This window comes from Halomonas sp. AOP7-E1-9 (assembly GCF_052376035.1).
Classification (GTDB): domain Bacteria; phylum Pseudomonadota; class Gammaproteobacteria; order Pseudomonadales; family Halomonadaceae; genus Vreelandella; species Vreelandella citrativorans.
Genome location: NZ_JBQSVC010000018.1, coordinates 21005 through 46653, shown reverse-complemented (window position 1 = coordinate 46653; position 25649 = coordinate 21005). Strand labels below are relative to the sequence as shown.

22 protein-coding genes and 4 tRNA genes are annotated in these 25649 nt (G+C 54.3%); 13 read left to right on the top strand and 13 right to left on the bottom strand.

Features of this window, described 5'->3' with window-relative positions; genetic code table 11:
• Nucleotides 1-30 precede the first annotated feature (30 nt).
• The 5 genes from ACT3R4_RS11400 to ACT3R4_RS11380 all read left to right on the top strand — a co-directional run bounded on the left by ACT3R4_RS11400 (nucleotide 31) and on the right by ACT3R4_RS11380 (nucleotide 5167).
• Complete coding sequence (locus ACT3R4_RS11400) at nucleotides 31-663, top strand: 50S ribosomal protein L25/general stress protein Ctc (protein WP_441679071.1); 633 nt, start codon at nucleotides 31-33, stop codon at nucleotides 661-663.
• Nucleotides 664-859: 196 nt separating this feature from the next.
• Nucleotides 860-1441, top strand: a complete 582-nt coding sequence (pth, locus tag ACT3R4_RS11395; protein ID WP_193054974.1) for an aminoacyl-tRNA hydrolase — start codon at nucleotides 860-862, stop codon at nucleotides 1439-1441.
• 81 nt (nucleotides 1442-1522) lie between these two features.
• Nucleotides 1523-2614: a redox-regulated ATPase YchF gene (gene ychF, locus ACT3R4_RS11390; protein WP_441679070.1), complete on the top strand. Its 1092-nt coding sequence runs from the start codon at nucleotides 1523-1525 to the stop codon at nucleotides 2612-2614.
• Nucleotides 2615-2799: 185 nt separating this feature from the next.
• Nucleotides 2800-5013, top strand: a complete 2214-nt coding sequence (locus tag ACT3R4_RS11385; RefSeq protein WP_441679069.1) for a cation:proton antiporter — start codon at nucleotides 2800-2802, stop codon at nucleotides 5011-5013.
• A gap of 77 nt (nucleotides 5014-5090) precedes the next feature.
• Nucleotides 5091-5167: transfer RNA gene (locus tag ACT3R4_RS11380), tRNA-Met, on the top strand.
• Nucleotides 5168-5239: 72 nt separating this feature from the next.
• On the opposite strand, the gene ACT3R4_RS11375 is transcribed toward ACT3R4_RS11380, so the two are convergent.
• Nucleotides 5240-6544 carry a M18 family aminopeptidase gene (locus ACT3R4_RS11375; protein WP_441679068.1) on the bottom strand — a complete coding sequence of 435 codons (1305 nt, stop codon included), beginning with the start codon at nucleotides 6542-6544 and terminating at the stop codon, nucleotides 5240-5242.
• 137 nt (nucleotides 6545-6681) lie between these two features.
• Between ACT3R4_RS11375 and ACT3R4_RS11370 the strand changes: the two genes are divergently transcribed.
• Nucleotides 6682-8769 carry a carboxy terminal-processing peptidase gene (locus tag ACT3R4_RS11370; RefSeq protein WP_441679067.1) on the top strand — a complete coding sequence of 696 codons (2088 nt, stop codon included), beginning with the start codon at nucleotides 6682-6684 and terminating at the stop codon, nucleotides 8767-8769.
• A gap of 269 nt (nucleotides 8770-9038) precedes the next feature.
• Here ACT3R4_RS11370 and ACT3R4_RS11365 read toward each other — a convergent pair.
• From ACT3R4_RS11365 to ACT3R4_RS11355, 3 genes are all read right to left on the bottom strand, one after another.
• A tRNA-Asn gene (locus ACT3R4_RS11365) sits at nucleotides 9039-9114 on the bottom strand.
• A 54-nt stretch (nucleotides 9115-9168) separates the two neighbouring features.
• Nucleotides 9169-9244, bottom strand: a tRNA-Asn gene (locus tag ACT3R4_RS11360).
• 46 nt (nucleotides 9245-9290) lie between these two features.
• A tRNA-Asn gene (locus ACT3R4_RS11355) sits at nucleotides 9291-9366 on the bottom strand.
• Between the two features lie 183 nt (nucleotides 9367-9549).
• On the opposite strand from ACT3R4_RS11355, the gene miaB reads away from it, so the two are divergent.
• The 6 genes from miaB to ACT3R4_RS11325 all read left to right on the top strand — a co-directional run bounded on the left by miaB (nucleotide 9550) and on the right by ACT3R4_RS11325 (nucleotide 15508).
• Nucleotides 9550-10893, top strand: coding sequence for a tRNA (N6-isopentenyl adenosine(37)-C2)-methylthiotransferase MiaB (gene miaB, locus ACT3R4_RS11350; RefSeq protein ID WP_193053077.1), 1344 nt, complete (start codon nucleotides 9550-9552; stop codon nucleotides 10891-10893).
• 88 nt (nucleotides 10894-10981) lie between these two features.
• Entirely contained in the window at nucleotides 10982-12073 is a 1092-nt protein-coding gene (locus tag ACT3R4_RS11345; protein ID WP_172117135.1) for a PhoH family protein, read from the top strand.
• Nucleotides 12070-12534 carry an rRNA maturation RNase YbeY gene (gene ybeY, locus ACT3R4_RS11340; protein WP_441679066.1) on the top strand — a complete coding sequence of 155 codons (465 nt, stop codon included), beginning with the start codon at nucleotides 12070-12072 and terminating at the stop codon, nucleotides 12532-12534. The genes ACT3R4_RS11345 and ybeY overlap by 4 nt, the downstream gene beginning before the upstream one ends.
• Nucleotides 12535-12705: 171 nt before the next feature.
• The gene (locus ACT3R4_RS11335; protein WP_193053079.1) at nucleotides 12706-13593 is read left to right on the top strand and encodes a CorC family transporter; all 888 of its coding nucleotides are present in this window, start codon (nucleotides 12706-12708) and stop codon (nucleotides 13591-13593) included.
• Between the two features lie 37 nt (nucleotides 13594-13630).
• Nucleotides 13631-15103, top strand: coding sequence for an apolipoprotein N-acyltransferase (gene lnt / locus ACT3R4_RS11330; RefSeq protein WP_172117138.1), 1473 nt, complete (start codon nucleotides 13631-13633; stop codon nucleotides 15101-15103).
• A gap of 66 nt (nucleotides 15104-15169) precedes the next feature.
• The gene (locus tag ACT3R4_RS11325; protein WP_172117139.1) at nucleotides 15170-15508 is read left to right on the top strand and encodes a hypothetical protein; all 339 of its coding nucleotides are present in this window, start codon (nucleotides 15170-15172) and stop codon (nucleotides 15506-15508) included.
• A gap of 141 nt (nucleotides 15509-15649) precedes the next feature.
• Here ACT3R4_RS11325 and ACT3R4_RS11320 read toward each other — a convergent pair whose 3' ends face one another.
• The 8 genes from ACT3R4_RS11320 to prmB all read right to left on the bottom strand — a co-directional run bounded on the left by ACT3R4_RS11320 (nucleotide 15650) and on the right by prmB (nucleotide 23781).
• A complete protein-coding gene (locus ACT3R4_RS11320; protein ID WP_172117140.1) occupies nucleotides 15650-16228 on the bottom strand; it encodes an SCO family protein in 579 nt (192 codons plus the stop codon).
• Nucleotides 16229-16250: 22 nt separating this feature from the next.
• On the bottom strand, nucleotides 16251-16718 hold the full coding sequence (locus ACT3R4_RS11315) for a copper chaperone PCu(A)C (RefSeq protein WP_172117141.1): 468 nt from the start codon (nucleotides 16716-16718) through the stop codon (nucleotides 16251-16253).
• 466 nt (nucleotides 16719-17184) lie between these two features.
• Entirely contained in the window at nucleotides 17185-18555 is a 1371-nt protein-coding gene (locus ACT3R4_RS11310; RefSeq protein ID WP_441679065.1) for a metal-dependent hydrolase family protein, read from the bottom strand.
• Nucleotides 18556-18741: 186 nt separating this feature from the next.
• Nucleotides 18742-20568: a class I poly(R)-hydroxyalkanoic acid synthase gene (phaC, locus tag ACT3R4_RS11305; protein WP_441679083.1), complete on the bottom strand. Its 1827-nt coding sequence runs from the start codon at nucleotides 20566-20568 to the stop codon at nucleotides 18742-18744.
• 86 nt (nucleotides 20569-20654) lie between these two features.
• Nucleotides 20655-21074, bottom strand: a complete 420-nt coding sequence (locus ACT3R4_RS11300; protein ID WP_441679064.1) for a phasin family protein — start codon at nucleotides 21072-21074, stop codon at nucleotides 20655-20657.
• 201 nt (nucleotides 21075-21275) lie between these two features.
• Nucleotides 21276-21656, bottom strand: a complete 381-nt coding sequence (locus ACT3R4_RS11295) for a hypothetical protein (protein WP_172117144.1) — start codon at nucleotides 21654-21656, stop codon at nucleotides 21276-21278.
• 60 nt (nucleotides 21657-21716) lie between these two features.
• The gene (gene aroC / locus ACT3R4_RS11290) at nucleotides 21717-22808 is read right to left on the bottom strand and encodes a chorismate synthase (RefSeq protein ID WP_441679063.1); all 1092 of its coding nucleotides are present in this window, start codon (nucleotides 22806-22808) and stop codon (nucleotides 21717-21719) included.
• A gap of 13 nt (nucleotides 22809-22821) precedes the next feature.
• Nucleotides 22822-23781, bottom strand: a complete 960-nt coding sequence (gene prmB / locus ACT3R4_RS11285) for a 50S ribosomal protein L3 N(5)-glutamine methyltransferase (protein WP_172117146.1) — start codon at nucleotides 23779-23781, stop codon at nucleotides 22822-22824.
• Between the two features lie 194 nt (nucleotides 23782-23975).
• On the opposite strand from prmB, the gene ACT3R4_RS11280 reads away from it, so the two are divergent.
• A complete protein-coding gene (locus tag ACT3R4_RS11280; protein ID WP_087106822.1) occupies nucleotides 23976-24542 on the top strand; it encodes a Smr/MutS family protein in 567 nt (188 codons plus the stop codon).
• A gap of 57 nt (nucleotides 24543-24599) precedes the next feature.
• Here the strand turns inward: ACT3R4_RS11280 and ACT3R4_RS11275 are convergent, their stop codons facing one another.
• Nucleotides 24600-25622 (bottom strand): patatin-like phospholipase family protein, encoded by a 1023-nt coding sequence (locus ACT3R4_RS11275; RefSeq protein WP_441679062.1) that lies wholly within the window; start codon nucleotides 25620-25622, stop codon nucleotides 24600-24602.
• Nucleotides 25623-25649 lie beyond the last annotated feature (27 nt).

The window sequence follows — 25649 nt, the reverse complement described above, 5'->3', positions numbered from 1 at the left end:
TTTTCTTACTTAAACCAAGAGGCAAATTACATGTCTGATTTTATCCTGAAAGCCAGCGTTCGTAACGACCTGGGGAAAGGTGCGAGCCGCCGCCTGCGTCGTGCGAACCAACAAGTACCGGCCGTTGTTTACGGCGGTGAAAAAGGCGCGCAATCAATCTCTGTAGAAAAAACTGCTTTCTACAAAGCGATTGAAGACGAAGTCTTCTTCTCCTCAGTAATCAAGCTGGTTATCGATGGTAAAGAAGAGCAAGTAGTGGTGCGTGATCTTCAGCGTCACCCCTACAAGCCGCTTCTGACTCACGCTGACTTCCTGCGTGTTGACGCTACTCATGAAATCACCATGAACGTACCGCTTCACGTAATCAGCGAAGAAAAGTGTGTGGGCATCAAAGACCAGGGCGGCGAATTGCACGTACTGGCTAACGAAGTTGCCATCAGCTGCCTACCGAAAGACCTGCCTGACTACCTGGAAGTTGATATTTCCGCGGTTGAGCTGGGCACGATCCTGCACCTGTCTGACCTGACACTGCCGAAGGGCGTTTCCTCCGTTGACCTGTCTCACGGTGAGGAGCACAACCACGCCATTCTCAGCATTACGAAAGTTAAAGTACGTAATGACGAAGAAGCAGACGAAGGCGAAGAAGGCACCAGCGCTGAGTAAGGCCGATAAGGGTGCGCATCGCCTTAATGGCTGAATACGTACCTGGCCCGGGCCATGCTCGTATGGCCCGGGAATGATAAGATCAAGCGCTTCGGCGCTTGATTTTTTTTGCGACTTGCCTTTTTGCAACTGCACCTCAAGCCGCCAATGGCGCACGACGTCAAGAATACGCCCGGATTTTTTTGGAGGTAGGTCAATGAGTCAGGTAACGGCCCTGATAGGACTAGGCAACCCCGGCGCCGAGTATGATACCACCCGGCACAATGCGGGTTTCTGGCTGGTCGATGCCATTGCGCGCAGCGCCCATACCGAACTGCGCCCGGAAAAGAAGTTCCTCGGCCTGTATGCCAAGGCCCGCGTGGGCGACCACGAGCTTCATCTGCTCAACCCTACCACCTTCATGAACCGAAGCGGCGCCTCTGTGGCAGCGCTTACCCAGTTTTTTAAACTTGCCCCCGAGAATTTACTGGTCGCTCATGATGAGCTAGACCTCCCCCCGGGGCAGGCGCGCTATAAAACAGGCGGTGGCCACGGTGGTCATAACGGCCTGCGCGATATCATCAGCGCACTTGGCAACCAAAAGCAGTTCCACCGTCTACGCATAGGCATCGGTCACCCAGGTGAGGCACGTCAGGTCACCCACTACGTGCTTGGTCGGCCCGGCAAAGACGAGCAGGCGGCCATTGATCATGTGCTTAACGAGTGCGAAGCCACACTTCCGCTTGTACTTGATGGCGATTGGGCGAAAGCCATGAATCGCCTGCATAGCGTAAAATAGTTACTATCGATTTTTTTCACTTTAGACCCGCGCTGAACACATCCTTTCGTTAGCGCGCGCCTAGCGGCCAGGAATGAACTTATGGGCTTTAACTGCGGCATCGTCGGCCTACCCAACGTAGGCAAATCCACGCTCTTCAATGCGTTGACAAAATCAGGCATTGATGCGGAAAACTTCCCGTTTTGTACGATAGAACCCAACGTAGGCATCGTTCCCATGCCTGACCCACGTTTGGACAAGCTGGCTGCGATCGTCAAACCTGAACGAGTCCTGCCCACGACCATGGAGTTTGTCGATATCGCAGGCCTCGTAGCAGGTGCCTCCAAGGGTGAAGGTCTGGGCAATAAATTTCTTGCCAACATTCGCGAAACCCAAGCGATTGCCCACGTGGTGCGCTGCTTTGATAACGACAACGTTATCCATGTTGCCAACCAGGTTGACCCTCGCGCCGACATCGAAACGATTAACCTTGAGCTTGCCCTGGCGGACCTGGATACCGTTGAGAAGGCCAGCCAGAGGCTCTTGCGTTCGGTCAAAGGCGGCGATAAGGAGGCCATCGCAACCAAAGCCATCCTCGACAAGATTGAGCCACACCTGGCCGAAGGCCACCCATTGCGCAGTTTTGGTCTGGATGAGGACGAAAAGCATCAGGTGAAAAGCTTTGGTTTTTTAACCCTAAAGCCCACCATGTACATCGCTAACGTCAATGAAGACGGGTTTGAGAACAACCCTTACCTGGATATCGTTAAAGAAATAGCTGCCGAAGAAGGCGCCGTCGTGGTGCCCGTCTGCAACCAGCTGGAAGCTGAAATCGCTGAGCTGGAAGATGAAGAACGCGCCATGTTCCTGGGTGAGATGGGCATGGAAGAGCCCGGCCTTGACCGCGTTATTCGCGCAGGTTATGCCCTGCTGGGCCTGCAAACCTACTTCACTGCAGGCGTAAAAGAAGTCCGCGCATGGACAGTAAAACAGGGTGCTACGGCTCCAGAGTCTGCTGGCGCTATCCATACTGACTTCCAGAAAGGCTTTATCCGCGCAGAAGTGATCGCCTATGACGATTTTGTCTCACTGGGCGGTGAGCAAGGTGCTAAAGATGCGGGCAAATGGCGCCTGGAAGGCAAAGAGTACATTGTGAAAGATGGTGATGTGGTGCACTTCCGGTTTAATGTCTAATTGACCATCCCGTAATCTGCTAGCTCCTGCCATGGGCGCACTCTTGCGCTCATGGCAATTTGTCTCTTCATCTGCCACCTTCAGGCAACGCCCCTACCTCTTTTTTCTTAATTTTTCAGTGGCATCCTACGCCCAGCCGACTAATACTGAGGCATCCGAGCTTATTCAACCGGAAGCTGATACCTATGGAAACACTGTACAAAGTGCTGTTACTTGGCAGCCTGATGCTTATGATCATTGCGCTGGTGCAACGGCTCTCTGCACGTACGGCGTTTCCTGAAGCGACGCTGCTGGCGTTAACAGGCATCACCCTGGGGCTCTCTTACGCGACCCTGTCGACATTGTGGCCTGCCATAGATCTCTTTGATCCTCTCTTATCAGCATCCTTGCCTGCTGAAATATATCTGTGGATTTTTCTCCCCCCGCTGTTGTTCCAGGCAGCGCTCAGTGTCGATGTTCGTGAAATGGTGCCTGATGCAGCGCCTATTTTACTCCTTGCGGTAGTGGCTGTTTTCGTTGCTACAGGTATGGTGGGCCTGTCTATATGGCTGCTAGGCGCAGCAGCGCTGCCTGTTGGGCTGTTACTTGGCGCCGTCATCGCGACAACTGACCCATCCGCCGTCATTGCCATTTTCCGTAACGTTGGAGCACCTCCACGGCTAATCCGTCTAGTGGAAGGCGAAAGCCTGCTAAATGATGCGGCCGCAATCGCGATTGTCAGCGTGCTACTCGCTTCACTTACCGACCATGTCGCTACCACTGCGCTACAGGTGGCCGGGATGCTAGCGTTATCCTTGGGTGGCGGTTTGATCCTTGGCGCTATCATCGGGCGTATCGGTGCAGAGGTACTCGCTCTTATCGGTAATGATGGCAAAGCGCAGATAGCCATCACGCTTTCTCTGCCATACCCCACCTACCTGCTGGGCGAAAGTTTCGGTGTTTCGGGGGTTGTCGCCGTCGTAGCCGCAGGCCTGGTGCTCAACGGTTTAGGCAGAACGCGGACGTCACCCGCCAATTGGGAATACCTGCAACTTCTCTGGGTGCAAATTGCCTCCGTCGCGGGTGCCATGGTGTTTTTGCTCGCCATGCTGCAAGTGCCAAAAATGCTGGAAGGGATGACTCTTGCGTGGCTACCGTTACTCGTAACGATTATTCTGGCGACCTTACTGGCACGCCTCCTCGTTCTATTTGGCTTTCTGCCGCTGTTGAATCGACTCAAACTTTCAACCCCGATCAGCGCAAGCTATAAGCTGGCTATCACCTGGGGAGGACTACGTGGCGCGGTCACACTCGTACTTGCGCTTGGCGTTGCAGAGCAAACAGCGCTTTCAGCAGACGTTCGCCATTTTGTCGCTATCCTGGCCACCGGCTTTGTACTATTCAGCCTACTAGTTAATGGAACCAGTCTTCAGGCGGTCATTCGCAAGCTAAAGCTTGATCAGCTAAACCCTTATGATAAAGCGCTTCAGCAACAGGCCATTCATCTTTCGTCCATTGAGGTTGAAAGCGCGGTACAACGCACAGCGCAGAACTTCAACATTGCCCCCTCCATCACCGATGATGTCATTGCTAAATTTCGTCGTGATATGGCCATCGAGACGGCCCCTTTCGCGCTTGATCAAGCGCTACCTGAACGAGACCGTATGGCAATTGCGCTGGTGACGCTGGCTGTTCGAGAGCGCGATCTTATTCCGCGCTACGGAAACGGCGTCACCAGCATCCATAACCTGGATACGATGATGCGCGCCAGCGGCAGAACCATTGATGCGGCTCGCTCAGAGGGCCGCTTGGGTTATAACAGAGAAACACGGAAAATAACCTCTCACACTCGCTGGATTAAGCTGTGCACCTTTCTTCACCAGCATATGAGGATTCGCTGGCCGCTGACACGTCTGCTATCTAACCGTTTTGAGTTATTAATTTGCCACAGGGCGGTGCTAGAAGAGTTGCGCCATTACACGACACAGCGGCTAACCCCGCTATTCGGTCAGCGCATGGCTGAATTACTTGATGAGGTGCTCAATATAAGGATCAGCGCTGTCGATCAAGCAATACGTGAGACGGAAGCAAAGTTTGGTCGTCACGCCTACCAACTTGAGCAGCGCATGTTACGCCTTTATGCGTTGCGCCGAAGTGCTGAAAGTATGGAAGAAATGGTAAAAGACCGCTTAATCTCTCAACAGGTTTTCGACGATATACAGCGTGGTTTACATCGCATTTGGCACAAGGCAACTGACCGTCCCAGCCTTTCCGGGCACGATTACGAGCACTTTCCTAAACACTCTCCTAAACACTCCCCCAAGCCCCCTCACAAGTTCACTGACAAACCACCAGGGAACAGCCACTCCCTACCCAATGTAACGCCATCAGACAAACCACCTCAAAAAGGCAACGAGTAACTACCTGGGCATCGCGCTTATTACGTTAAAATATTGACGAGCGGAAAAAAAGCTGTTAATATACGCCCCCGCTGAAAGGCTACGTAGCTCAGCTGGTTAGAGCACATCACTCATAATGATGGGGTCCCCTGTTCAAATCAGGGCGTAGCCACCAACACCGAATAGCAAAAGGCCCGCTGACTTAGTCAGCGGGCCTTTTTCGTTGTTGGGCGTTATCTAGTGCGCATCAACCAAGCGCCGGCCGATTCAGAAACACTTTCAATGCTCGGGCTAGGTATTCCACGTCACGCGTACCCGCCGTTTCACGGATAGAGTGCATGGCCCACTGTGGCACGCCGATATCCAGCGTAGGCACGCCCAGCTCCGTCGCCGTAATCGGCCCAATGGTGCTACCGCAGCCCATATCCGCCCGCGTCACAAACGACTGTACCGGCACGTCGGCTTCGCGACACACATCACGAAATAGCGCACCGGTTACGCTATTGGTGGCGTAGCGCTGGCTGGCATTCACCTTGATAACCGGGCCGCCGTTAATGGCGGGGCCATGCTGCTCATCATGCTTATCGCGAAAGTTAGGATGCAACGCATGCGCATTGTCACAGGAAATCATCAGCGATGACTGAATCAACTGAATCAGCGACTCCTCGCTGCCCTCTCCTACCTGCGCATTGATGCGCTTAAGCACATCGCCCAGGAACGGCCCCTGCGCACCACAAGCGCTCGCACTACCCACCTCTTCGTGATCGTTCGCCACTAACAACGCCCCCTGGCTACCATCACTTTCGAGCAAGGCCTCCATGCCAATAAAACAGGAGAGCAGATTGTCCAGCCGCGCACTGGCGATGAGCTCTTGCTTCACCCCTACGAGCGAAGGCGGCTGCACATCGTAAAAACCCAGTTCAAAATCCACCACCTCAGCGGAGCGCACACCGTGCTGCTCCTCAAGCCAAGCGGCTAGCAATTCAGAAAGCTTGGCGCTATCGCTTTGCAGCAGTACCGGCGCCATTTGCGTTTGCGGATTAATAGCACGGCCCGAATTCACCTCGCGATCCAGATGGATGGCCAGGTTCGGCACCATCGCAATAGGCCGGTCAACATTCAGCAGCAGGCTTTCCAGCCGCCCGTCTGCATGGCGCACATGTACGCGCCCAGCTAATCCTAAATCACGGTCAAACCAGGGCGCCAACAGTACGCCCCCATACACCTGCACGCCAAGCTGCAACCAACCTGCAGAGTACTGAGTGGCGTTGGGCTTTAAGCGCAATCCGGGGCTATCCGTATGCGCGCCCAGCATACGCAAACTTTTAAGCGTATCGCTTGGCAACTGAAAGGCGATAATGGAAGAATCATTGCGCGTAACGTAATAGCGCTGCCCAGGCGCCAGCTGCCAATTAGCTGTCTCGTGGAGGCGCTGAAAACCTGCTTTCTCCAAGCGTTCGGCCATTGCCTTCGTTGCATGCCAAGGTGTGGGCGACTGGCGCAGAAAATCACATAACCGCGTTAGCCGATCGGCGTTGAAAGCTTCGGACATGGAAATCCTCATAACAGTAATGATTGAGTCTCATAGAGCAAACGACCTGCTACAATGCCCCCTGGCCTACGCAACACATAGGTCACAAGCAGGTCTAGGGAAGAATGAGTGTACACAAATCCGGGAGAGCTTGACTGATGAGCTTGTTTGCAACGCTTTCGCGCTCGGTCGCCCTTGCCGTGATGCTGGTCGTTACCAGCCCGGCAGTTATGGCGCAAATTGCGCCGACCGACGAACAACGCCAAGCGGCAGTAGAAATTGCGGATGCGCTCCGCTACGGCCACTACGCCAACATAACGTTTGATGAGCAGTGGTCACAGGAGGCCTTCCAACGCTACCTGGATATCCTCGATGGTCAACGCGCTTATTTACTGAATCGCGATATAGAGCCCTACCGCCATTATGAAAATGATATGGCTGAAGCACTCTTTAACGGCGATTTGGATGATGCTTACGCGCTTTATAACCAGCTAAGCGAGCGTAATATTGCGCGGGTTGAATGGCTGCTTGCACGTCTTGATGAAGGCCTATCGTTTAGCTTTGATAGCGATGAGCGCCTGGAAGTTGATCGCGAAAATGCTCCCTGGGCCACCCGCGAGAGCGAACTTGATGAGCTGTGGCGCAAGCGGTTAAAAAATGACGCGCTAACGCTCGCGCTTACCGACCAGGATGACGAGCAGATAGTCGACAACCTGCGCCAGCGCTATGAAGGCCAGCTTAGTCGCCTACGCCAAACCGAATCAGAAGATGTCTTCGGCTTGATAATGGCAGCGGTCACCAGCACGATTGATCCGCATACCGGCTACCTCTCACCACGCCAAAGCGAATCCTTTGACATCCAGATGAGCCTCTCGCTGGAAGGCATTGGCGCGCTACTGCAGGCCGATGGCGAATACGTGAAAGTAGCAAGCCTGGTGCCCGGCGGCCCCGCTGACCGTGCAGATGTCCTGGAACCTGCCGACCGCATCATTGCGGTTGGCCAGGAAGAGGGCGAAATGGTCAACGTTGTGGGCATGCGCCTGGACAACGTCGTTGACTTGATTCGTGGCCCCAAAGGCTCCGTCGTCCGCCTGGATATCGTGCCCGCCCAAGCGGTGGACATGACCCGCTCGCATATTGTCGAGATCACCCGCGATACGGTAAGCCTTGAAGACCAGGCTGCCCATGGCGAAGTGATCAACGTTGAGCGAGACGGTGAACCCCATCCCATTGGGGTCATTAACATTCCTACTTTCTATGTTGATTTTGACGCCTGGCAGGCGGGCGAAGAGGAGTATCGCAGCACCACACGCGATGTCGCCCGTGAAGTCGAGCGCCTAAAAGAGCAAGGCGTAGAAGGCATTGTGCTGGATCTGCGTAATAACGGCGGCGGCGCGCTTCAAGAGGCTAACTCGCTGATTGGCTTGTTTATTGACCGAGGCCCCACCGTACAGGTACGTGACGCTCAAGGGCGCATTCAGCTCTATGGCGATACCAGCGCAGGCACACTCTACGATGGTCCGCTGACCGTGCTGGTCAACCGCCTTTCCGCCTCTGCCTCGGAAATCTTTGCAGGCGCTATTCAGGATTATGGTCGCGGCCTGGTAGTAGGCTCATCAACCTTTGGCAAAGGTACCGTACAAACGCTGAACGACCTAAGCCATGGGCAGATCAAGCTGACCCGCGCCAAGTTTTACCGCATCACCGGTAAAAGCACGCAAAACCGTGGGGTTGAGCCTGACATTAGCTTCCCGAGCTTAATCGACCCAGAACGGATCGGTGAAAGCAGCCTGGATAACGCCCTTGGCTGGGATACTGTTCAAGATGTTCAGTACCGTCGCTACGGAACGCCGGAAGCCTTTATAGACGCACTGAACACCCAACACGCAGCGCGCGCCAAAGAGAACCCCAACTTCCGCTATGTTGAGCGCCAGTCCACGCTGGCCCGCCAGCTACGTGAGCAGCACACCAGCGTGAGCCTGAACCGCGAGCAGCGCCAGCGTGAGCTTGAGGCTCAAGAGGCCGAGCAGCTTTCGCTAGAGAACCAACGTCGCCGGGCACTCAAACTGCCAGAACTAGACGAGTGGATGGATGCACGCCTGGAGAGCAGCGAACCCAGTGACGATGCTGACGAAAACGGAGAGGATGAAGGCATGCCCGCTGATCGCGCTCCCGTACTAGAAGCCGCAGAAATCCTGCTGGATTACGCGCAATTTCAACAGGCCCAGCGAATGGCGACACGCTAAATAACCATTGATCGCTGTATGACGCCGACCTTTTAGGTCGGCGTTTTTTTACGCGTGACTTTTGACCCGCCAGATACACGAAATCAACCCAATACCGTTAGGCAGCGGGGCCAATAATTTTACAGGGGTTAATAACGTCCTGGAGACGATAAAGGTTTGAAGAGGTAATAAAGGTTTGAAGAGGTAATAAAAATCAGGGGAGCTAGAAAGCAGCACGCTTTTCAGAACTAGGCACAGAAGCACACTGTGAATCTAAAAAGGCAAGTAGATGGCTCCTCGAACAGGACTCGAACCTGTGACCCAATGATTAACAGTCATTTGCTCTACCAACTGAGCTATCGAGGAATAACGCGCTACCTATAGCAGGCTATGCCGAAACAGGTAGTAAAATAGTCAGCTTGGCTCCTCGAACAGGACTCGAACCTGTGACCCAATGATTAACAGTCATTTGCTCTACCAACTGAGCTATCGAGGAACATCTTAAGCTATTGTGTTTTAAGCAGAACCAACCTGTAAAGTGTTGGCTCCTCGAACAGGACTCGAACCTGTGACCCAATGATTAACAGTCATTTGCTCTACCAACTGAGCTATCGAGGAACTTCTCAAACACGGTGCGTAGTATACTGATTTAGAGACTAAGGTCAAGTATCGATTATTGGGGAATGCTAGCCCCCGGTTTCTTGTGCCCGTATAATAGGATTATTCAACAGTAGCCTACGCTGCTAAAACGATACCCCATTCATTCCTCGTCCCCCGACGACCCATAGACGACAGGTACCGATGGCGAAGAAGCTCTTCATCAAAACGCACGGCTGCCAAATGAACGAGTACGACTCCTCCCGTATGGCGGATCTACTCGGTGAATCTCACCAGCTTGAACTCACCGACAATGAGAAGGAAGCCGATGTCATCCTTCTTAACACCTGTTCAATTCGTGAGAAGGCTCAGGAGAAAGTGTTTCATCAGCTGGGGCGCTGGAAAAAGCTAAAAGACGCCAACCCGGACCTGGTAATTGGCGTAGGCGGCTGCGTGGCAAGCCAGGAAGGCGATGCGCTGCGTAAGCGTGCGCCCTTCGTGGATATGATTTTCGGCCCGCAGACGCTGCACCGTGTGCCCTCCATGCTGGATGCGCGCAGCAACAATCAAATTGCCGCCGTAGACGTAACGTTCCCGGAAATCGAGAAGTTTGATCACCTGCCCCAGCCCAAGTCAGATGGCGCCACGGCCTTTGTCTCGATCATGGAAGGCTGCTCCAAATACTGCACCTTCTGCGTGGTGCCCTATACCCGCGGAGAAGAGGTCTCGCGTCCGTTTGAGAAGGTGATGGATGAAGTTATCCACCTGGCCGATCAAGGGGTGCGCGAAGTCAACCTGCTGGGCCAAAACGTTAACGCCTACCGAGGCGACAACGACGACGGTGATGAAATTGATCTTGCCGAGCTGATTGCCTGCATCGCTGCAGTAGATGGCATTGACCGCATACGCTTTACCACCTCGCATCCGGTTGAGTTCACCGACAGCCTGGTGGATGCATTTGCAGACATCCCGGAACTGGTCAGCCACCTGCACCTGCCGGTGCAATCGGGTTCCGACCGGATTCTCAGCGCCATGAAGCGTGGCCATACTGCCGAAGAGTACATTGAGAAGATGGAGCGCGTGCGCGCTAACCGTCCGGATATCAGCTTCTCATCGGACTTCATTATCGGCTTCCCAGGTGAAACCGAGGAAGACTTTGAAGCCACGATGAATCTGATCCACCGGATTGGCTTCGATCACTCGTTTAGTTTTGTGTACTCGGCGCGCCCGGGCACCCCCGCCTCAGGCCTGCCGGATGACACCCCAGAAAGCGTCAAGAAGCAGCGTCTGGCGATTCTGCAAGAGCGCATTCTGCAGAATGTGGCCCAGATCAGCCGCCGCATGGTGGGGTCTACCCAGCGCATTCTGGTCACCGGCTTTTCACCTAAAGACCCCGGCCAACTCTCTGGGCGTACGGAGAATAACCGCGTGGTTAACTTCCGTGCGGCTAACCCTACCGAGCTAATCGGCTACTTTGTGGATGTTGAGATCACTGAGGCATTCCCCAACTCGCTGCGCGGCGAGCTCGTCTCCCCCGAGCGTTACTGATCGCTATCTTATCTTAGGTAATTGCCCCAACCCCGGTTGGGGCAGTAAGCTGGGTGTCTACACACATTAACTGACGGATTTCCTACTCTTGAGCCAGCCATCACCTCAGGCCAACCGCATTATCACCCTAAGCCTTGAACCCAATGACCCACAGCGGCTTGCCAGCTTAAGTGGCCAGCAGGACGAGCATCTAAAGCTGATTGAGAGCCGCTTGGACGTGACTTTGCGCAACCGGGGCAATATGTTTCAGCTGGCCGGTGCTGCCAACCGCATCAAAGCGGCGGCTAACGTGCTTGAGCACCTCTACCGCGAAACGGCGGTGGATGATCTTTCGGCAGATACCGTGCACCTGTTCCTGCAAGAGTCTGGCCTGGAAGCACTAGAAGACGAGCAGGACGGAGAAGGCAGCCCCGATGACGTGGTAATGCGCACGCCGCGCACCATGATCAAGCCGCGCGGCTTGAACCAGCAGCGCTACGTCACCAGCATCCGCGAGCACGATATTAACTTCGGCATCGGGCCAGCCGGCACCGGCAAAACGTATCTGGCGGTAGCAGCAGCGGTTGAAGCGCTTAACCAACAGGAAGTGCGCCGCATCTTACTGGTACGCCCAGCGGTTGAAGCGGGTGAAAAACTCGGCTTTTTGCCTGGTGATCTAGCCCAAAAGATCGACCCGTACCTGCGCCCGCTGTACGACGCGCTGTACGAGATGATCGGTTTTGAACAAGTGGCCAAGCTCATCGAGCGCCAAGTGATTGAAATAGCGCCGCTGGCCTATATGCGCGGTCGCACGCTGAATAATTCGTACATCATTTTGGACGAAAGCCAGAACACCACGCCGGAGCAGATGAAAATGTTCCTGACCCGGATCGGTTTTGGCTCAACGGCCGTGATCACCGGGGATATCACCCAGGTCGACCTTCCTCGTGGGCAGCGCTCTGGCTTGTCCCAGGTACTTGACGTACTGAAAGATACGCCTGGTATCGGCGTTACCCACTTTGCCGCCAAGGATGTCGTACGCCACCCCCTGGTGCAGCGTATTATCGAAGCCTACGACGAATTCGAATCGCAGCAGGAAGTGGAAGAGCGTGCCCGCCGTGAAGTACGCCAGCAAGAGCGCGAGGCACGCCTTCAGGGGCGCGAACAGTCTCAGGAACGATGGGGAGATACATCACGTTGAACAATATCGTGATTGATCGACAGGCCGCTATTGATGAACCGCTGCTGCCCACGCTTGAACAGCTCACCCACTGGGTGGGCTGTGTGTTTTCTCATCACCCGGATGATGAGCGCCAAGAGCTTACGATCCGCTTTGTGGACGAGCAAGAAAGCCAAGCCTTAAACCGCGATTATCGCGGCAAAGACAAGCCCACCAATGTGCTATCGTTCCCATTTGAAAACCCGCCGGGGCTCACGCTACCGCTGCTCGGCGATTTGATTATTTGTCATGCCGTTGTGGTAAAAGAGGCGGGCGAGCAACAGAAGCCGTTAACGCACCACTATGCGCACATGGTCGTTCATGGCACGCTCCATTTAATGGGCTATGACCATATTGAAGATAATGAGGCAGAAGAGATGGAGCAGCTAGAGCGTACGCTGCTTGCTGAGCTGGGCATCTCTGACCCTTACCATGTGCCATGACACTGACAACGCGCAGGGAAGAAACCGTTCATTGATGCAAGGCAAGAGGCATAGTGCAACATAGCGCCCTGTACCAGGGGGACACCGCCTTGTTGGCACCCTGTTTTTTGTTGATACTAGATTTAGGCACGTTACGACACCTGTCTGCCCCGTAAACAAGAGATTTGACGCATGAGCGAAGACCGATCGAGCAATCCTAATCAAAAATCCTGGCTCGAGAAACTCTTTGGCGCCCTTACCGGAGATACCGACGAACCCAGTTCACGCGCTGAGCTGATGACGTTTTTACGCCATACCGCTGGGAAACTGAAGCTGGATCAGGACGCCATCATGATTATTGAAGGTGCGCTTGAAATTAGCGATCGACAGGTTCGAGAAGTATTAATACCCCGCTCTCAGGTATCGGCCATAACGCTGGACCAAACGCGTGATGGCTATTTACCGCTTATCCAGGAAACCGGTCACTCCCGTTATCCTGTGATTGGCGAGAATTTGGATGATGTTAAAGGGATATTGCTGGTAAAAGACTTGCTTCCTTTACTGTCGCAAACCCAGGAAAGCCGGGACGCCTTCAAACTGGAAGATGTTCTACGTCCGGCCATGTTTATTCCAGAGTCGAAACGGCTTAACAGCCTGCTCAAAGAGTTTCGTGATACGCACAACCACATGGCAATTGTGGTAGATGAGTATGGCGGTACTGCCGGCATTATTACGATTGAAGACATTCTGGAACAAATCGTGGGTGATATTGAAGACGAGCACGATACCGACGAAGAGGACGATATCCGCACGCTGGAAAACGGCCACTTTGCTATTCGCGCCCTCACCCCCATCGAAGACTTTAACGAACGCTTTGGCACCGAATTCTCTGATGATGAATTCGATACCGTGGGCGGTCTGGTGATGCAGCAATTTGGTCATTTGCCCGGGCGCAGCGAGCATACTCGCTTCGGCGGCTGGCACTTTGTCATCTTGAATGCTGATAACCGGCGCATCCGCTTATTAGAGGCCTATCGTGAAAGCGATGGCGAGAGCCTCGAACCTCAAAAAAACGACTAGCAGCTTACCGATTAACCACGTATTGACAGGATATTTCATGGGGCCAACACCCGCCTTTATGCTTCAACTGTTACTGGCCCTGGTTGCGGGCGGCTTTACCACGCTAACCGCTTCACCATTTGAACTATGGTGGCTTGGCCCGGTAGCGATTGCCCTGCTTTACGTAGGGATTCATACCTTAACGCCCGCCCAGGCAGCGCTTAAAGGCTGGCTCTATGGCATTGCACTCTTTGGCAGCGGCGCCTCATGGGTCTATATCTCCATTCATGATTACGGCTATACCGGCGTGCCGCTGGCAGCGTTGCTGACCGCACTTTTTGTCGCCGTACTGGCCCTTTTTTATGCGGGCACTTTCTGGCTTTACCGGCGCTTTACCACGCCCCGATTGGCATGGCTAACGTTTGCCGGTGCCTGGGTGCTGGGTGAAGTGCTGCGCACCTACCTGTTCACAGGCTTCCCTTGGCTACTAATGGGCTCAGGCTATGTCGATTCACCCTTGGCAAGCTGGGCACCAATTGGCGGTGTCTACCTACTTTCCCTGCTGGTGGTGCTTAGCGGCACACTGGCAGCTAACGTGCTTCTGCGCCGCCAGTGGTGGGCACTGGCCCCGTTACTGGCGATCTGGCTGATACCGCTGGCCTTGCCTGCACAGTGGACCACCCCTTCCAGCACACCGACTCGGGTTGCTTTACTTCAGGGCAACCTCCCGCAGTTGCTAAAGTGGACGCCAGACGGCCAGCGCATCGCAGCGAATACCTACAGCCGACTGACCGCTGAAGTCGCCGATGAGGCTGACATAATTATCTGGCCAGAAACCGCACTTCCCATGACGGAAACTCAGGCACGTCCGGTCCTGGAGCGCGTTCAGGCTAACCTTCCGCCAGGCGTTGCCTTGGTGACAGGCATCGTTCAATTGGATGAGGCTAACCGCTACTACAACAGCGTGGTGGGCATTGGCAACGTTGAAGGCAGTTATCAAAAAGAGCACCTGGTGCCCTTTGGCGAATACCTACCGCTTGAAAGCGTGCTGCGCGGTGCTATCGACTTTTTTGACCTGCCGATGTCGAGCTTTACCAAAGGCGCATCGCATCAGACGCCCATGCAGGCCTCCGGCATTCGCCTGGGCAACGCGATCTGTTATGAAATCATCTATCCGCAGCTTGTGGCGCGTCGCGCTCAGGACAGCGATGTGCTGCTGACGGTTTCCAACGACACCTGGTTTGGCGCCTCCATTGGCCCTTTCCAGCATTTGCAAATGGCACGACTTAGAGCACTTGAAAATGGTCGCTATGTAATACGCGCCACCAGTAACGGCGTTACAGCGATTATTGATGCCCACGGAAGCATCGTTGCTCAAGCGCCCCAGTTTGAAACGACAGCGTTAGTGGGTGAGTTCTATGCGATGGAGGGGTTAACACCTTTTACCCGCACCGGGAGCTGGCCTGCATGGCTACTAGCGGGGCTAATGCTGCTACCTGGCCTTCGCTTGACACGTTGTCGCGGTCGATAGGAACCTTCAACATGACACGCTACAATAGAGCACTTTTTTGATTCTGGCTGGCATAGGAATACCACTATGTTAAAATCTCGTCCTTTTTTACTACTTGTCGTGATGCCGCTGGCGCTTACTGTCGTGTTGGCGGGCGCTATCTTCGGTGGCCAGGTTATGTCTGACAGCCATGTTGGCGATGACATTCAACACGCTCTGGCAAATAAGCTGGGGACATCCCATGATATTGAGCTCTCGCAGCTGCAGGAAGTGCAGTATGGTTATGGCATCTGCGGCCTCTATCGCACAGCCTCTTCTGACAATGGCTATGCCTCCTTTTTCTACGATAAAGACAGTGAGAATATCGAACTGGATATTAACTCTCGTCTGTACAAGTCGCGCTGCGGCCTCTCTGCCGTCTGCTAAATCGCTTTCGTTGCCAGGTATTAGCCAAGTAAACGGCATATAAAAAGGGGCGACTGATCATCAGTCGCCCCTTTTTTGCTACAGACTTTTTCTACCTACGTCTACTACCTGTTTAGCTCCCTGGGGCTACTCCAAGCGGCGTTAGCTTTTTTCTATCAGCCGTTTGATATCCGCCTGAACATCCGTTATCGGGTGGCTATCCCGCACCAGGAACTGTGCATTCCCCTCTCGATCAAAGGCAAAAACAGCGCTGGAGTGTGTTACCAGGTAGTCACCATTCTCATTCTCTTCACCGTATTCGTAAGCAACGCGGTAACGGTTGGTGATCGCATCAATGTCGGCTTTATCGCCGGTCAAGCCAGTAAACTCAGGGCCAAAGGCATTGGTATAGCGTTTTAGCACCTCGGGCGTGTCACGCGCCGGGTCGACCGAAATAAACAGCACCTGAACCTCGTCGCGCGTCTCATCATCCAGCTGTCTGATCGCATCGCCTAATCTTGCCAGGGTAATGGGGCAAACATCGGGGCAAAACGTGTAGCCAAAATAGACAAGCGCTGGCTTACCCAGATATTCATCCGCTTGGACGCTGTCGCCGTTATCATCCACCAGTGAAAAATCAAGCGACGGCATAATGTCGGCAACGTCGGTGGTACGCCAGCTCTGATCACTACAACCAGCCAGTAAAAGAGACGCCAACGTGGCGAACAACAACTTGTACATATAGGGTTCCTATTCCTGGCCTTTACATCGATGCTGGAGAGACAACATTAAAGGTAACGGGCAGTTGCTGTTCATCGCTAAACTCAAGCACCACGTCAACGTCATCACCTACGTTTAAGGGCTCAACGCGGCGCATAAACATCAGATGATGACCTTTAGGCGCAAACTCAAAACGCTCGCCTGAGGCAATTTCAAGCGATGTAAGTTCGTGCATATGGGCCATACCGTCGTGCTCGGAGCTAACATGTATTTCAACACTATCAAAGGCAGGGCTTTGAGCGCCCACCAGCGTGACAGCTTCATCGCCCGCATTATAAAGCTCAAAGTAACCCGCACCGGGCGTGTTACCAGGCAGCAGGCTTAACCGAGCATTGCTTACTTCTAGCGTCTGCGCCTGCGCAACACCTGCCGTTAATAGCAGTGCTAACGCGCTTAACGCCAGCCGCTGAGTCACTCGTTGGGCCATGACATTCAGTGCCTTATTCGCCATTACTTCGATGCTCCATTTATAAACGCGGTTAAACGGTACACGCGCCAAGCTCTCACGTACCGGCCTATCGCATGTCGTTATTAATCTTTGGCTACCATAGCGCCATCCAGGTGTTCTACAACCCACCTGCGACATTATGACAGCACTCTCGGCCTGCCGATATTAGGCGAGAACACGGCTAAATCACGGTTTGTGTTTACCACAAAGAGGGCGCCAGAAGCATGGGAACAGCGGTTGCAAATGGCCCCTAAAAAAGAGTTCAACGTCTATCTCCTTAAGCCCGGAAATAGACGTGGGGCCTGCTGAAATCCCAACTACCGCGTTAGAAACATTTAAACCAACAAGGTTGTCCTAACACCAACTCTTTTATTAATGGCTGGAAAAGCGGCCAGTGCATGATTGATTCAACATAAACAAACAACCGTTCAAGCACTTAAAATCGATATTTATAAACGATCTTGCCAAGCTATTGCTGCAAACAATCTTTATAAACACGCCCAGCTTTCATAATCATGCGCAAGTTACGCTCTGGATCTTTAAGAAAATCAAGATCTTTGCTTGGATCACCATCAACGACCAGCAGGTCGGCTAGCGCGCCAGGCTCAATACGCCCCAGCACTCCCGGATACGGGTTACGCGGCCCCGAGAGAGAAAGTAGCTCCCCGTTACGCCCCGTCGCCATTGCCAATGCGGTCAACGGGTCGTAGAAACGCGTTAGCTTAGCCAAGTGATGCAGCTGGTTGGGGGTATTTTGGGGGTTAAAAAGAATATCCGTTCCCCAGCCAGTTTTAACGTTAAATCGCTGGGCCATTTCATACGCGCGAACCGTTCCTTCGGCAACTTGCCGCTGAGACTCTCGGCGTGCCGCATCCGGGTAAACGTTGGAATCTTCATCCTGCAGAAAAGGCTGAAGGCTCCACCACACATCTTCACCGGCCATCATTCGAACGGTCTCTTCATCTGCCAACTGACCATGTTCGATTGAGCGTACGCCTGCCCGCAGGGCACGCTGAATACCCCGGGAGGTGTAGACATGAACCATGACATACGTGCCCCAGTCACCGGCTGCCTCAACCGCTGCGCGAAGCTCGCGCTCGCTAAACTGCGTACTGTCGAGCGGATCATAAAATGACGCGACGCCACCACCCGCAATCAGCTTTATTTGAGAAGCCCCCAGCATCAACTGCTCACGCGTGCGCCTAAGCACTTCAGCTTCACCGTCAGCAATCATGGCGACCCCTTGCTGCTCCGTGTAACTTAACGGGGTTGTACTACCACGAGGCAATTCGTGCCTCATTCTGAAATCACCGTGCCCGGATGTCTGGGAAATCATGGCGCCTGCGGGAAATATCCGGGGTCCGTTTACGATGCCTTCATCAATGGCTCTCTTCAGTGCAAATGACGGCCCTCCCACATCCCTGACAGACGTAACCCCTCGCATCAGCGTTCGCTCGGCCTCTTTTGCGGCGACCAAATGGATGTAACCAATATCCGCGCTCATGGCTTCCATCTGTGTAATAGCGGCTAGCGTGGAGTGCCAATGCGCATCGATTAAGCCAGGCATCAACACGCGCCCATCACAGTCGATAACGTCCCCGGACTCGGCGCCAGCATTACCTTCAAGAATGGCGCTGACCCGCCCATCCTCTACCTTAACGGATACGCCATCCCGCAACGGGCCACCACTTCCATCAAAAAGCGTTAAGTTGGTGAGTAGCACAGAGCCGTCATGCGATTTTGAGGGCTGGTCAACTACGTGTGGCGTATGTACACCTGCAAACAGCGCCATGACCGCTGCCGGCCCACCCAGCATTTCGCGGCGAGCAATCTCTGCCATAACGCGCTCATGAAAATGCTGTAAAACAGGTGAACCACAGCAGCAAGCGCCATGGTTATTAGGACGGTGTTGTGCGCTAAACGCGGGGGCTAATGAGTAACGGGTAGTGGGCGGCATTGTTAGCACCTCGCTTAAACATGAGAAGGATAGTTTTTTTGTAGAATACCCGGATAATCGGAGCAGCCTTTATAGGCTGCCCTGTTCGCTTAGCACGTCAGGAATGGTCATTTTTACATAGCGCCCTGGCGCTGGCTCAATCACCTCAAGCTTACCGTCGCCGGGTGTGTGCGAGGGCACCATTTTCTGGGTATCCGCATAACCATTCTGTGTCATCCATGCCTGCCAGTGCGGCCACCAGGAACCCTCATTAAACGCCGCTGTTTCAAGCCACCCTTCATGGCTTTCTGGCAGTGCGTCGTTACTCCAATAACCGTACTTGTTCTTTTGCGGTGGATTAACGATACCGGCGATATGCCCCGAGCCACCTAATACAAACGTGACGGGGCCTTTAGGCAGCAGCGCCCCATAATAGGTGCTGTTCCACTTGGCAATATGGTCCTCTTTGGTCGACACGAAATAACTGGGGGTGGAGATTTTGCGTAAATCAATTTTTACGCCATCAAGCTCAATACCACCCGGCGCGACCAAACGGTTTTCAAGATACATGTGGCGTAAATACCAGGCATGCGTGCCCGCCGGCAGATTCGTGCCATCCGTATTCCAGTGGAGAAGGTCAAAGGCGGCGGGCATCTCTCCTTTCAGGTAGTTATTGATATAAAACGACCAGAAAAGATCATTTTCACGCAGCAGGTTAAAGGTGTAAGCCATCGAGCGACCATCCAGATAGCCCTTTAGCTGCATGGTTTGCTCAAGCCCTTGCACCACGGCTTCGTTCAGGAAAACGCCGATATCGCCGGGGTCACGAAAATCCTGCAGCGTGGCCATGTAGGTGACCGACTTAACCTTTCGCCCCTTGCGGGTACTTGTTAGATAAGCAACGGTCGAAGCCGTCAGGGTGCCGCCTACGCAGTAGCTCACCAGGTTGACCGACTTCTCACCGCAGGCATCCTCAATGGCGCTAATCGCGCTGATCGGCCCCATTTGCATGTAATCGGCCCAGGTAATGTCACGCTGTTCAGGGCCAGGATTGCGCCATGAAATTAAAAATACGGTGTGGCCCTGGTCCACCATCCACTTGACCATGGAATTATCCTGGCGCAGGTCAAGGATGTAATACTTGTTGATCCAGGGCGGCACGATTAACAGCGGCGTTTTAAAGGTCTTCTCAGTGGTGGGCGTGTACTGAATCAGTTGAATTAACTCGTTTTCATACACGACAGCCCCAGGGGTAACCGCGATGTTTTCCCCGATGCCAAACGCATTGCGCTCGGTCATACACACATTGATGCCTTCCGCTGAGTTGGCAAGGTCTTCACGCAGCCGTGATAGCCCCTCTACCAGATTTTGCCCACGGGTTTGCAGCGTTCGCCGCATCACCTCAGGGTTAGTAGAAACGAAATTGGTGGGCGACATGGCATTGACGAGCTGACGGGCATAAAACCCCAGATTTCGTTTCTGGAGGTCATCCATGCCTTCAAGGCTTTCGATCAGTTCTTCTACTACCTGCGAAAACAGCAGGTACTGCTGCATGATCGCCGCATAGTGCGGGTCTTGCGTCCAGGCATCATCTTTAAAGCGTCGGTCACCTTTGGAAGGAGTAATCAGCGGTGTGACCTGCTCACCAGACAAAGCACGCATGCTTTGCTGCCATAGCAGCCACTGATCTTGCAGCAGGCGCGCTTGGGTTTGCCACAGCAAGGTTGGGTTATTCATTAATGCCTGCGCACCCGCCTCGAAGCTTTTACGCATATCGCTATAGACCGAGTCGGCCGCCTCGCTTGGGGCCATGCGTGCCAGCAGATCCTGCATAAGCCCCTGGTACTGCTCAGCGGCCTCTTTCAGCTGCGTATTCCATGCCTCAATGTCTTCTTGAGACACTCCCTGCTGAAACATGTCGTGCAATGGTCGTTTCCACCCCTGCATACTGAATCCCCTTATAACAATACGGCGCCTAGAGGCGCCGTGAGTTAGCCGACTTCTTATTTTTTCCGTGAAGACTGGCTCGAGGCGGATCCAGAAGCACCAGGCTGTTGGCCTTTTGTGGCGGCAGTCGCCTGCTCGGTCATTTGCTGCCCAGCATCACTGAAGAGTTTTTCCATTTCCGTTTTGAACTGCAGGCTCATCTCGCCCATAGCACGGGCGTCTTCCTGCATTTGCTGGGAAAGCTCGTTCATGATTTCAGCCTGCTGGGTGCCGAAATCACGCAGGCTTTCTGCATCTTGAATGCTGGTGGCACTGCGGATGCGCTCGGTGCCCATTTGGCTATAGCGCTTCATGGCTTCCAGTTGATACTGGGTCATTTTTTCCATGTTGTTGAGCATCAGCGAGTTAATCTTGCGCATGGGCTCAAACATTTGGCGGGTCTGGGCGTTAAAAGCGTCCATCATATCGTCTTGCATAGTGTCCAATCCTCTTCCGTTTCAGAGTGTGGGCGCTTTCGCGCCTCCCTACGAACGTGATTTGCTGCACTGCAAAAAGAGTAATCCTTGACCGGGTGCTTTGCAATAACACTGTTTTCAAGAGCCTTGTTTTCAAGAACCCTGTTTTCAAGAGCCCTGGATGACGGCGCTCATTAACTGGCCGTTATGCACCTCGCCACATTACTCGGTTTTTCCCTTGCCACGCGAACGCGAGGACGCCGTCGCCTTGGCATTAGGCGCTCTCTCGCTGCTCGACGCATCATTGTCCGCCGCTTGATCATCAGGGGCGGTACTACTGGCATTGCCTGCCTGGCGCAACATATCCAACATCATCTGTTGGTAAGTTCCAAAGTTGGCCAACCCTTGAGAAAGCCCCTGCTGCATCATGGGCTGCTGCAAAAAGGGGCGCATCAAACTCATGGGGTCATACCCTTCTGCACCCGACTCCATTTGCCGCTGAATATTTTCCAGCAGGCTTTGCTGGAATGCCTCTACATCAGGAAGCCCCAATGCTTGACGAAATTCATCCGGGGTCAGATCAAACTCAACGTTAATCTTCATGGGTTACTCCTCAGCCATCTTCCTTGAGTGTAGCAGCGTTACGCCAAGCCGTACGCCGCTTTAACACTGCGCTAAACGGGGTGTATCAACGCTAACCTCACCGTTTTGCCCACGCTGGCGCAGCCAGTGGTCAAGCAATGTAATCGCCATCATGGCTTCGGCAATCGGCGTGGCGCGAATCCCCACACAAGGGTCGTGGCGACCTTTGGTAATCACCTCGACCGGCTGGCCGTTAACATCAATGGAACGCCCAGGCGTCGTAATGCTGGAGGTCGGCTTAAGCGCCAGCCTGGCCACAATCGGTTGCCCACTGGAAATACCGCCCAATATGCCACCGGCATGATTGGACAAGAAGCCTTCCGGCGTCATCTCGTCGCGGTGTTCGCTACCGCGCTGGGCAACGGATTCAAAACCTGCACCAATCTCAACACCTTTTACCGCATTAATGCTCATCAAACCGTGCGCCAGCTCAGCATCCAGGCGATCAAACACCGGCTCACCCAGCCCGACCGGAACGCCCTCAGCGACCACGGTAATCTCGGCACCGACGGAATCCTGGTCACGGCGCAGCTGATCCATATACGCTTCAAGCTCGGCTACTTTGGCGGAATCGGGGCAGAAAAACGCATTCTGCTCGACGGCCTCCCACTGCTTAAATTCAATCTTGATGGGGCCCAGCTGGCTCATATAGCCACGAATTTGTACGCCCTGGGCGGCCAGGTACTTCTTGGCGATAGCACCAGCAGCTACCCGCATGGCCGTTTCGCGGGCGCTTGAGCGGCCGCCGCCCCGATAGTCACGGTGGCCATATTTATGGTGGTACGTGTAGTCCGCATGGGCGGGGCGGAACTGCTCCTTGATTTTCGAGTAGTCCTTGGAGCGCTGGTCGGTATTCTCGATCAGTAGGCCAATCGAGGTGCCGGTGGTTTTTCCCTCAAACACGCCCGATAAAATCCTCACCTGATCAGGCTCTTTGCGCTGCGTGGTGTGGCGAGAGCTACCTGGGCGACGACGGTCCAGGTCGCGCTGTAAATCCTCTTCACACAGCGCAAGCCCCGGCGGGCAACCATCGACAATGGCGCCCAGCGCAATGCCATGGCTCTCTCCAAAGGTGGTAACGGTAAACAGCTTGCCAAAACTATTGCCAGACATGGGCGCTCATTCCTTACGCAAAAGACGCCGCATGGGCGTCGAGTTCATCGGCGCTCAAAGCAAATACGCCTTGGCCGCCGCGCTCGAAGTCAAGCCACAGGAAAGGTACGTCGGGAAACGCAGCCTCCACATGGCGGTCAGAATTGCCCACTTCGACAATCAGCCAACCTGTATCGCTCAAATGGCTGCGCGCCTCGCGCAAAATACGCCGCACAATATCCAAGCCATCTTTACCGGCACCCAGTGCCAGTGCGGGCTCATGGCGGAACTCGGCGGGCATGGTAGCCAAATCACGCGCATCGACGTAGGGCGGGTTGGAAACAATCAGGTCAAAGCGCTGGCCTTCCAGCCCGTCAAACACATCCGAGGCGACCGCCCGTATCCGGTCACCCACGTCATGGCGGGTAATGTTTTCTCGGGCGACGGCCAGTGCATCCTGGCTAATATCGGCAAGCGTCACTTCGCAGGTAGGCAGATAAAGGCCGGTTGCAATGCCGATACAACCAGAGCCGGTGCATAAATCCAGCACGCTCTCCGGCGGCTCTTCCGGGAACCAGGCCGAAAAACCGTCTTCGATCAGCTCGGCAATCGGCGAACGCGGAATCAGCACTCGCTCATCAACATTGAAGGGGTGGCCTGCAAAAAAGGCCTCGCCCAGCAGGTACGGCAATGGCTGGCGGCTGGCTACCCGCTTCCGGGTCAGGGCGATAATACGCTGGCGCTCAACAGGCAAAAGCCGTGCTTCCAAAACGGCGGGGTCGACGTTCCAGGGCAGATGAAGTGCCCCCAGGCAGAGCGCAACGGCTTCATCCCAGGCAGACTCGGTGCCGTGGCCATAGTGCAGTCCGGCCAGATAGAACTCGCTGGATACCCAGCGCAGATAGTCGCGTAGTGTAAAAAGATCGCTCACCAACGCCGTATCCGGCAACGAAAGGGTTGAGTGAGAGGTCTCAGCATTGAGGTGCGTGGTCACAGCGACTCCTGATAAACGAAAACCATCCATGCAGCCACATGCGGCTACACTCATTGATAAAGAAAAGATTGTACCTGTAAAGATTGTACCTTTGACGCCGCCCGGTTCACAGCGCCGCTCAGCTCGCTATACTGTCGGCACTTTATATGCTTTCTTGTTTTACTCTTTCTTCCTTTTCACACTTTGAGCTTGATATGACGCGACGCCACCTGCCCAACGATGACGATATCAGCGCTTTTCGCCAGGCGCTGCAAGCAGCGGGCGTACGCCGTATTGCACATAATCAAGCCGACCCCGGCAAGCCCAAGCGCAATGATGAAGCCCAACAGGCGCGGCGTAATGCGGCGGTTCAAAACAGTACAGTGCAAGCCAGCGGCCGCACATCAGATGGCCGGGTCGAGGCCGTGCGCCCGTCTGAGTACCTTGAGTTTAGCGTGCCCGATTTACCCTGGCGTACCTTCAGCCAGTTAAAGCGTGGCCAAACCGAGTGGCAGGCGGGGCTTGACCTGCACGGCTACACGCTTGAAGAAGCCCGCGCGGAGCTTGAAAGCTTCTTGCGCGATGCATCAAGCCAAGGGCTGCGCTGCGTGCTGGTGGTTCACGGCAAGGCGTGGGGCACCACTTCAGATTTTCCGGTGCTTAAGAGTCACACCAATACCTGGTTACGCGAATGGCCGGGGGTGCTGGCCTTTTGCTCGGCCATTGATATTGATGGCGGCACCGGAGCAGTCTATATATTGCTGCGTAAGCGCGGGGCGTAACGCCGCTCAACCGCTCTCTTCACTGCTCTACTTGCGCTTTTCCAGCGGCTCTCTGCCTCACTCTGTTGCATCCGAGGCAATGCTGGGCATGCGCCGCTCCAGCGCCTCATCGGCCAAGTGCCGCCCCAGGCGGATCAAGTCTTTGGCGCGATGAAACTCATACGTGCTGCATACCGTCTTGGGAATCTCGATCAATATATCGGGCGGATAACCGGCAATTTTGTATTTTGCCAGGGCCGCTTGGGTAATATCAAACGACTCTAAAATCATATCGAGCTTGCTCCACTCGCGCTTGCCTCGCGTCTCAACGCTCTCTTCAGCGCCAGCTTCCACGCTGCTGTCCTCTTCGCTACTGCCAAGTCCCTCCCATAAACGCAGGGTGGCTTGGCGCACGTCACTCATCCAGCCGCCAATTTTTTCATCACGGTCGCGCTCTTGCGCCGTTCTGCTGTCATTTTCCTCGTGCTCACGGGGCAGGAGTTCTTCCAACGATACCGGCTGCGGGCTATGTGCCGTTACGTTAATCGCAATTACCAGGTCTGCTTCGTGGGCAGAAATAACCGGCATGATAGGCAGCGGATTAAGCAGCCCGCCATCGACCAACACCTGGTCACCAACACTGACCGGCGTAATGACGCCTGGAATGGCGATAGAGGCACGAATGGCGCGCAGTAACGGGCCATTTTGAAACCACACTTCGCGCTGGCGAACCAGGTCAGTCGCCACCGTTGTCACCGGAATAGGCAAATCCTCAATGAGCACATCGCCTACCAACGCTTCCAACTTACTCATCACCTTATTGGCACGCATGGCTCCCATCGGGCTCCAGGTCACATCCACCAGCTTTAGTACGTCCAGATAATCGAGATTACAGACCCACTCGCGATACTCGGGCAGTTTGCCAGAAGCGTAGATGCCACCAATCAGCGCGCCCATGGAGCATCCCGCCACTGAAATAATCTCAAAGCCTCGTGCTTCCAGGGCTTCAATGACACCGATATGGGCATAACCGCGCGCCCCGCCACTGCCCAACACCAAAGCCACTTTTTTCCCGCTACCCGCGTGCGTCAGTTGATTCATTGGCTATTCCTATTGCTCTTGAGCCGA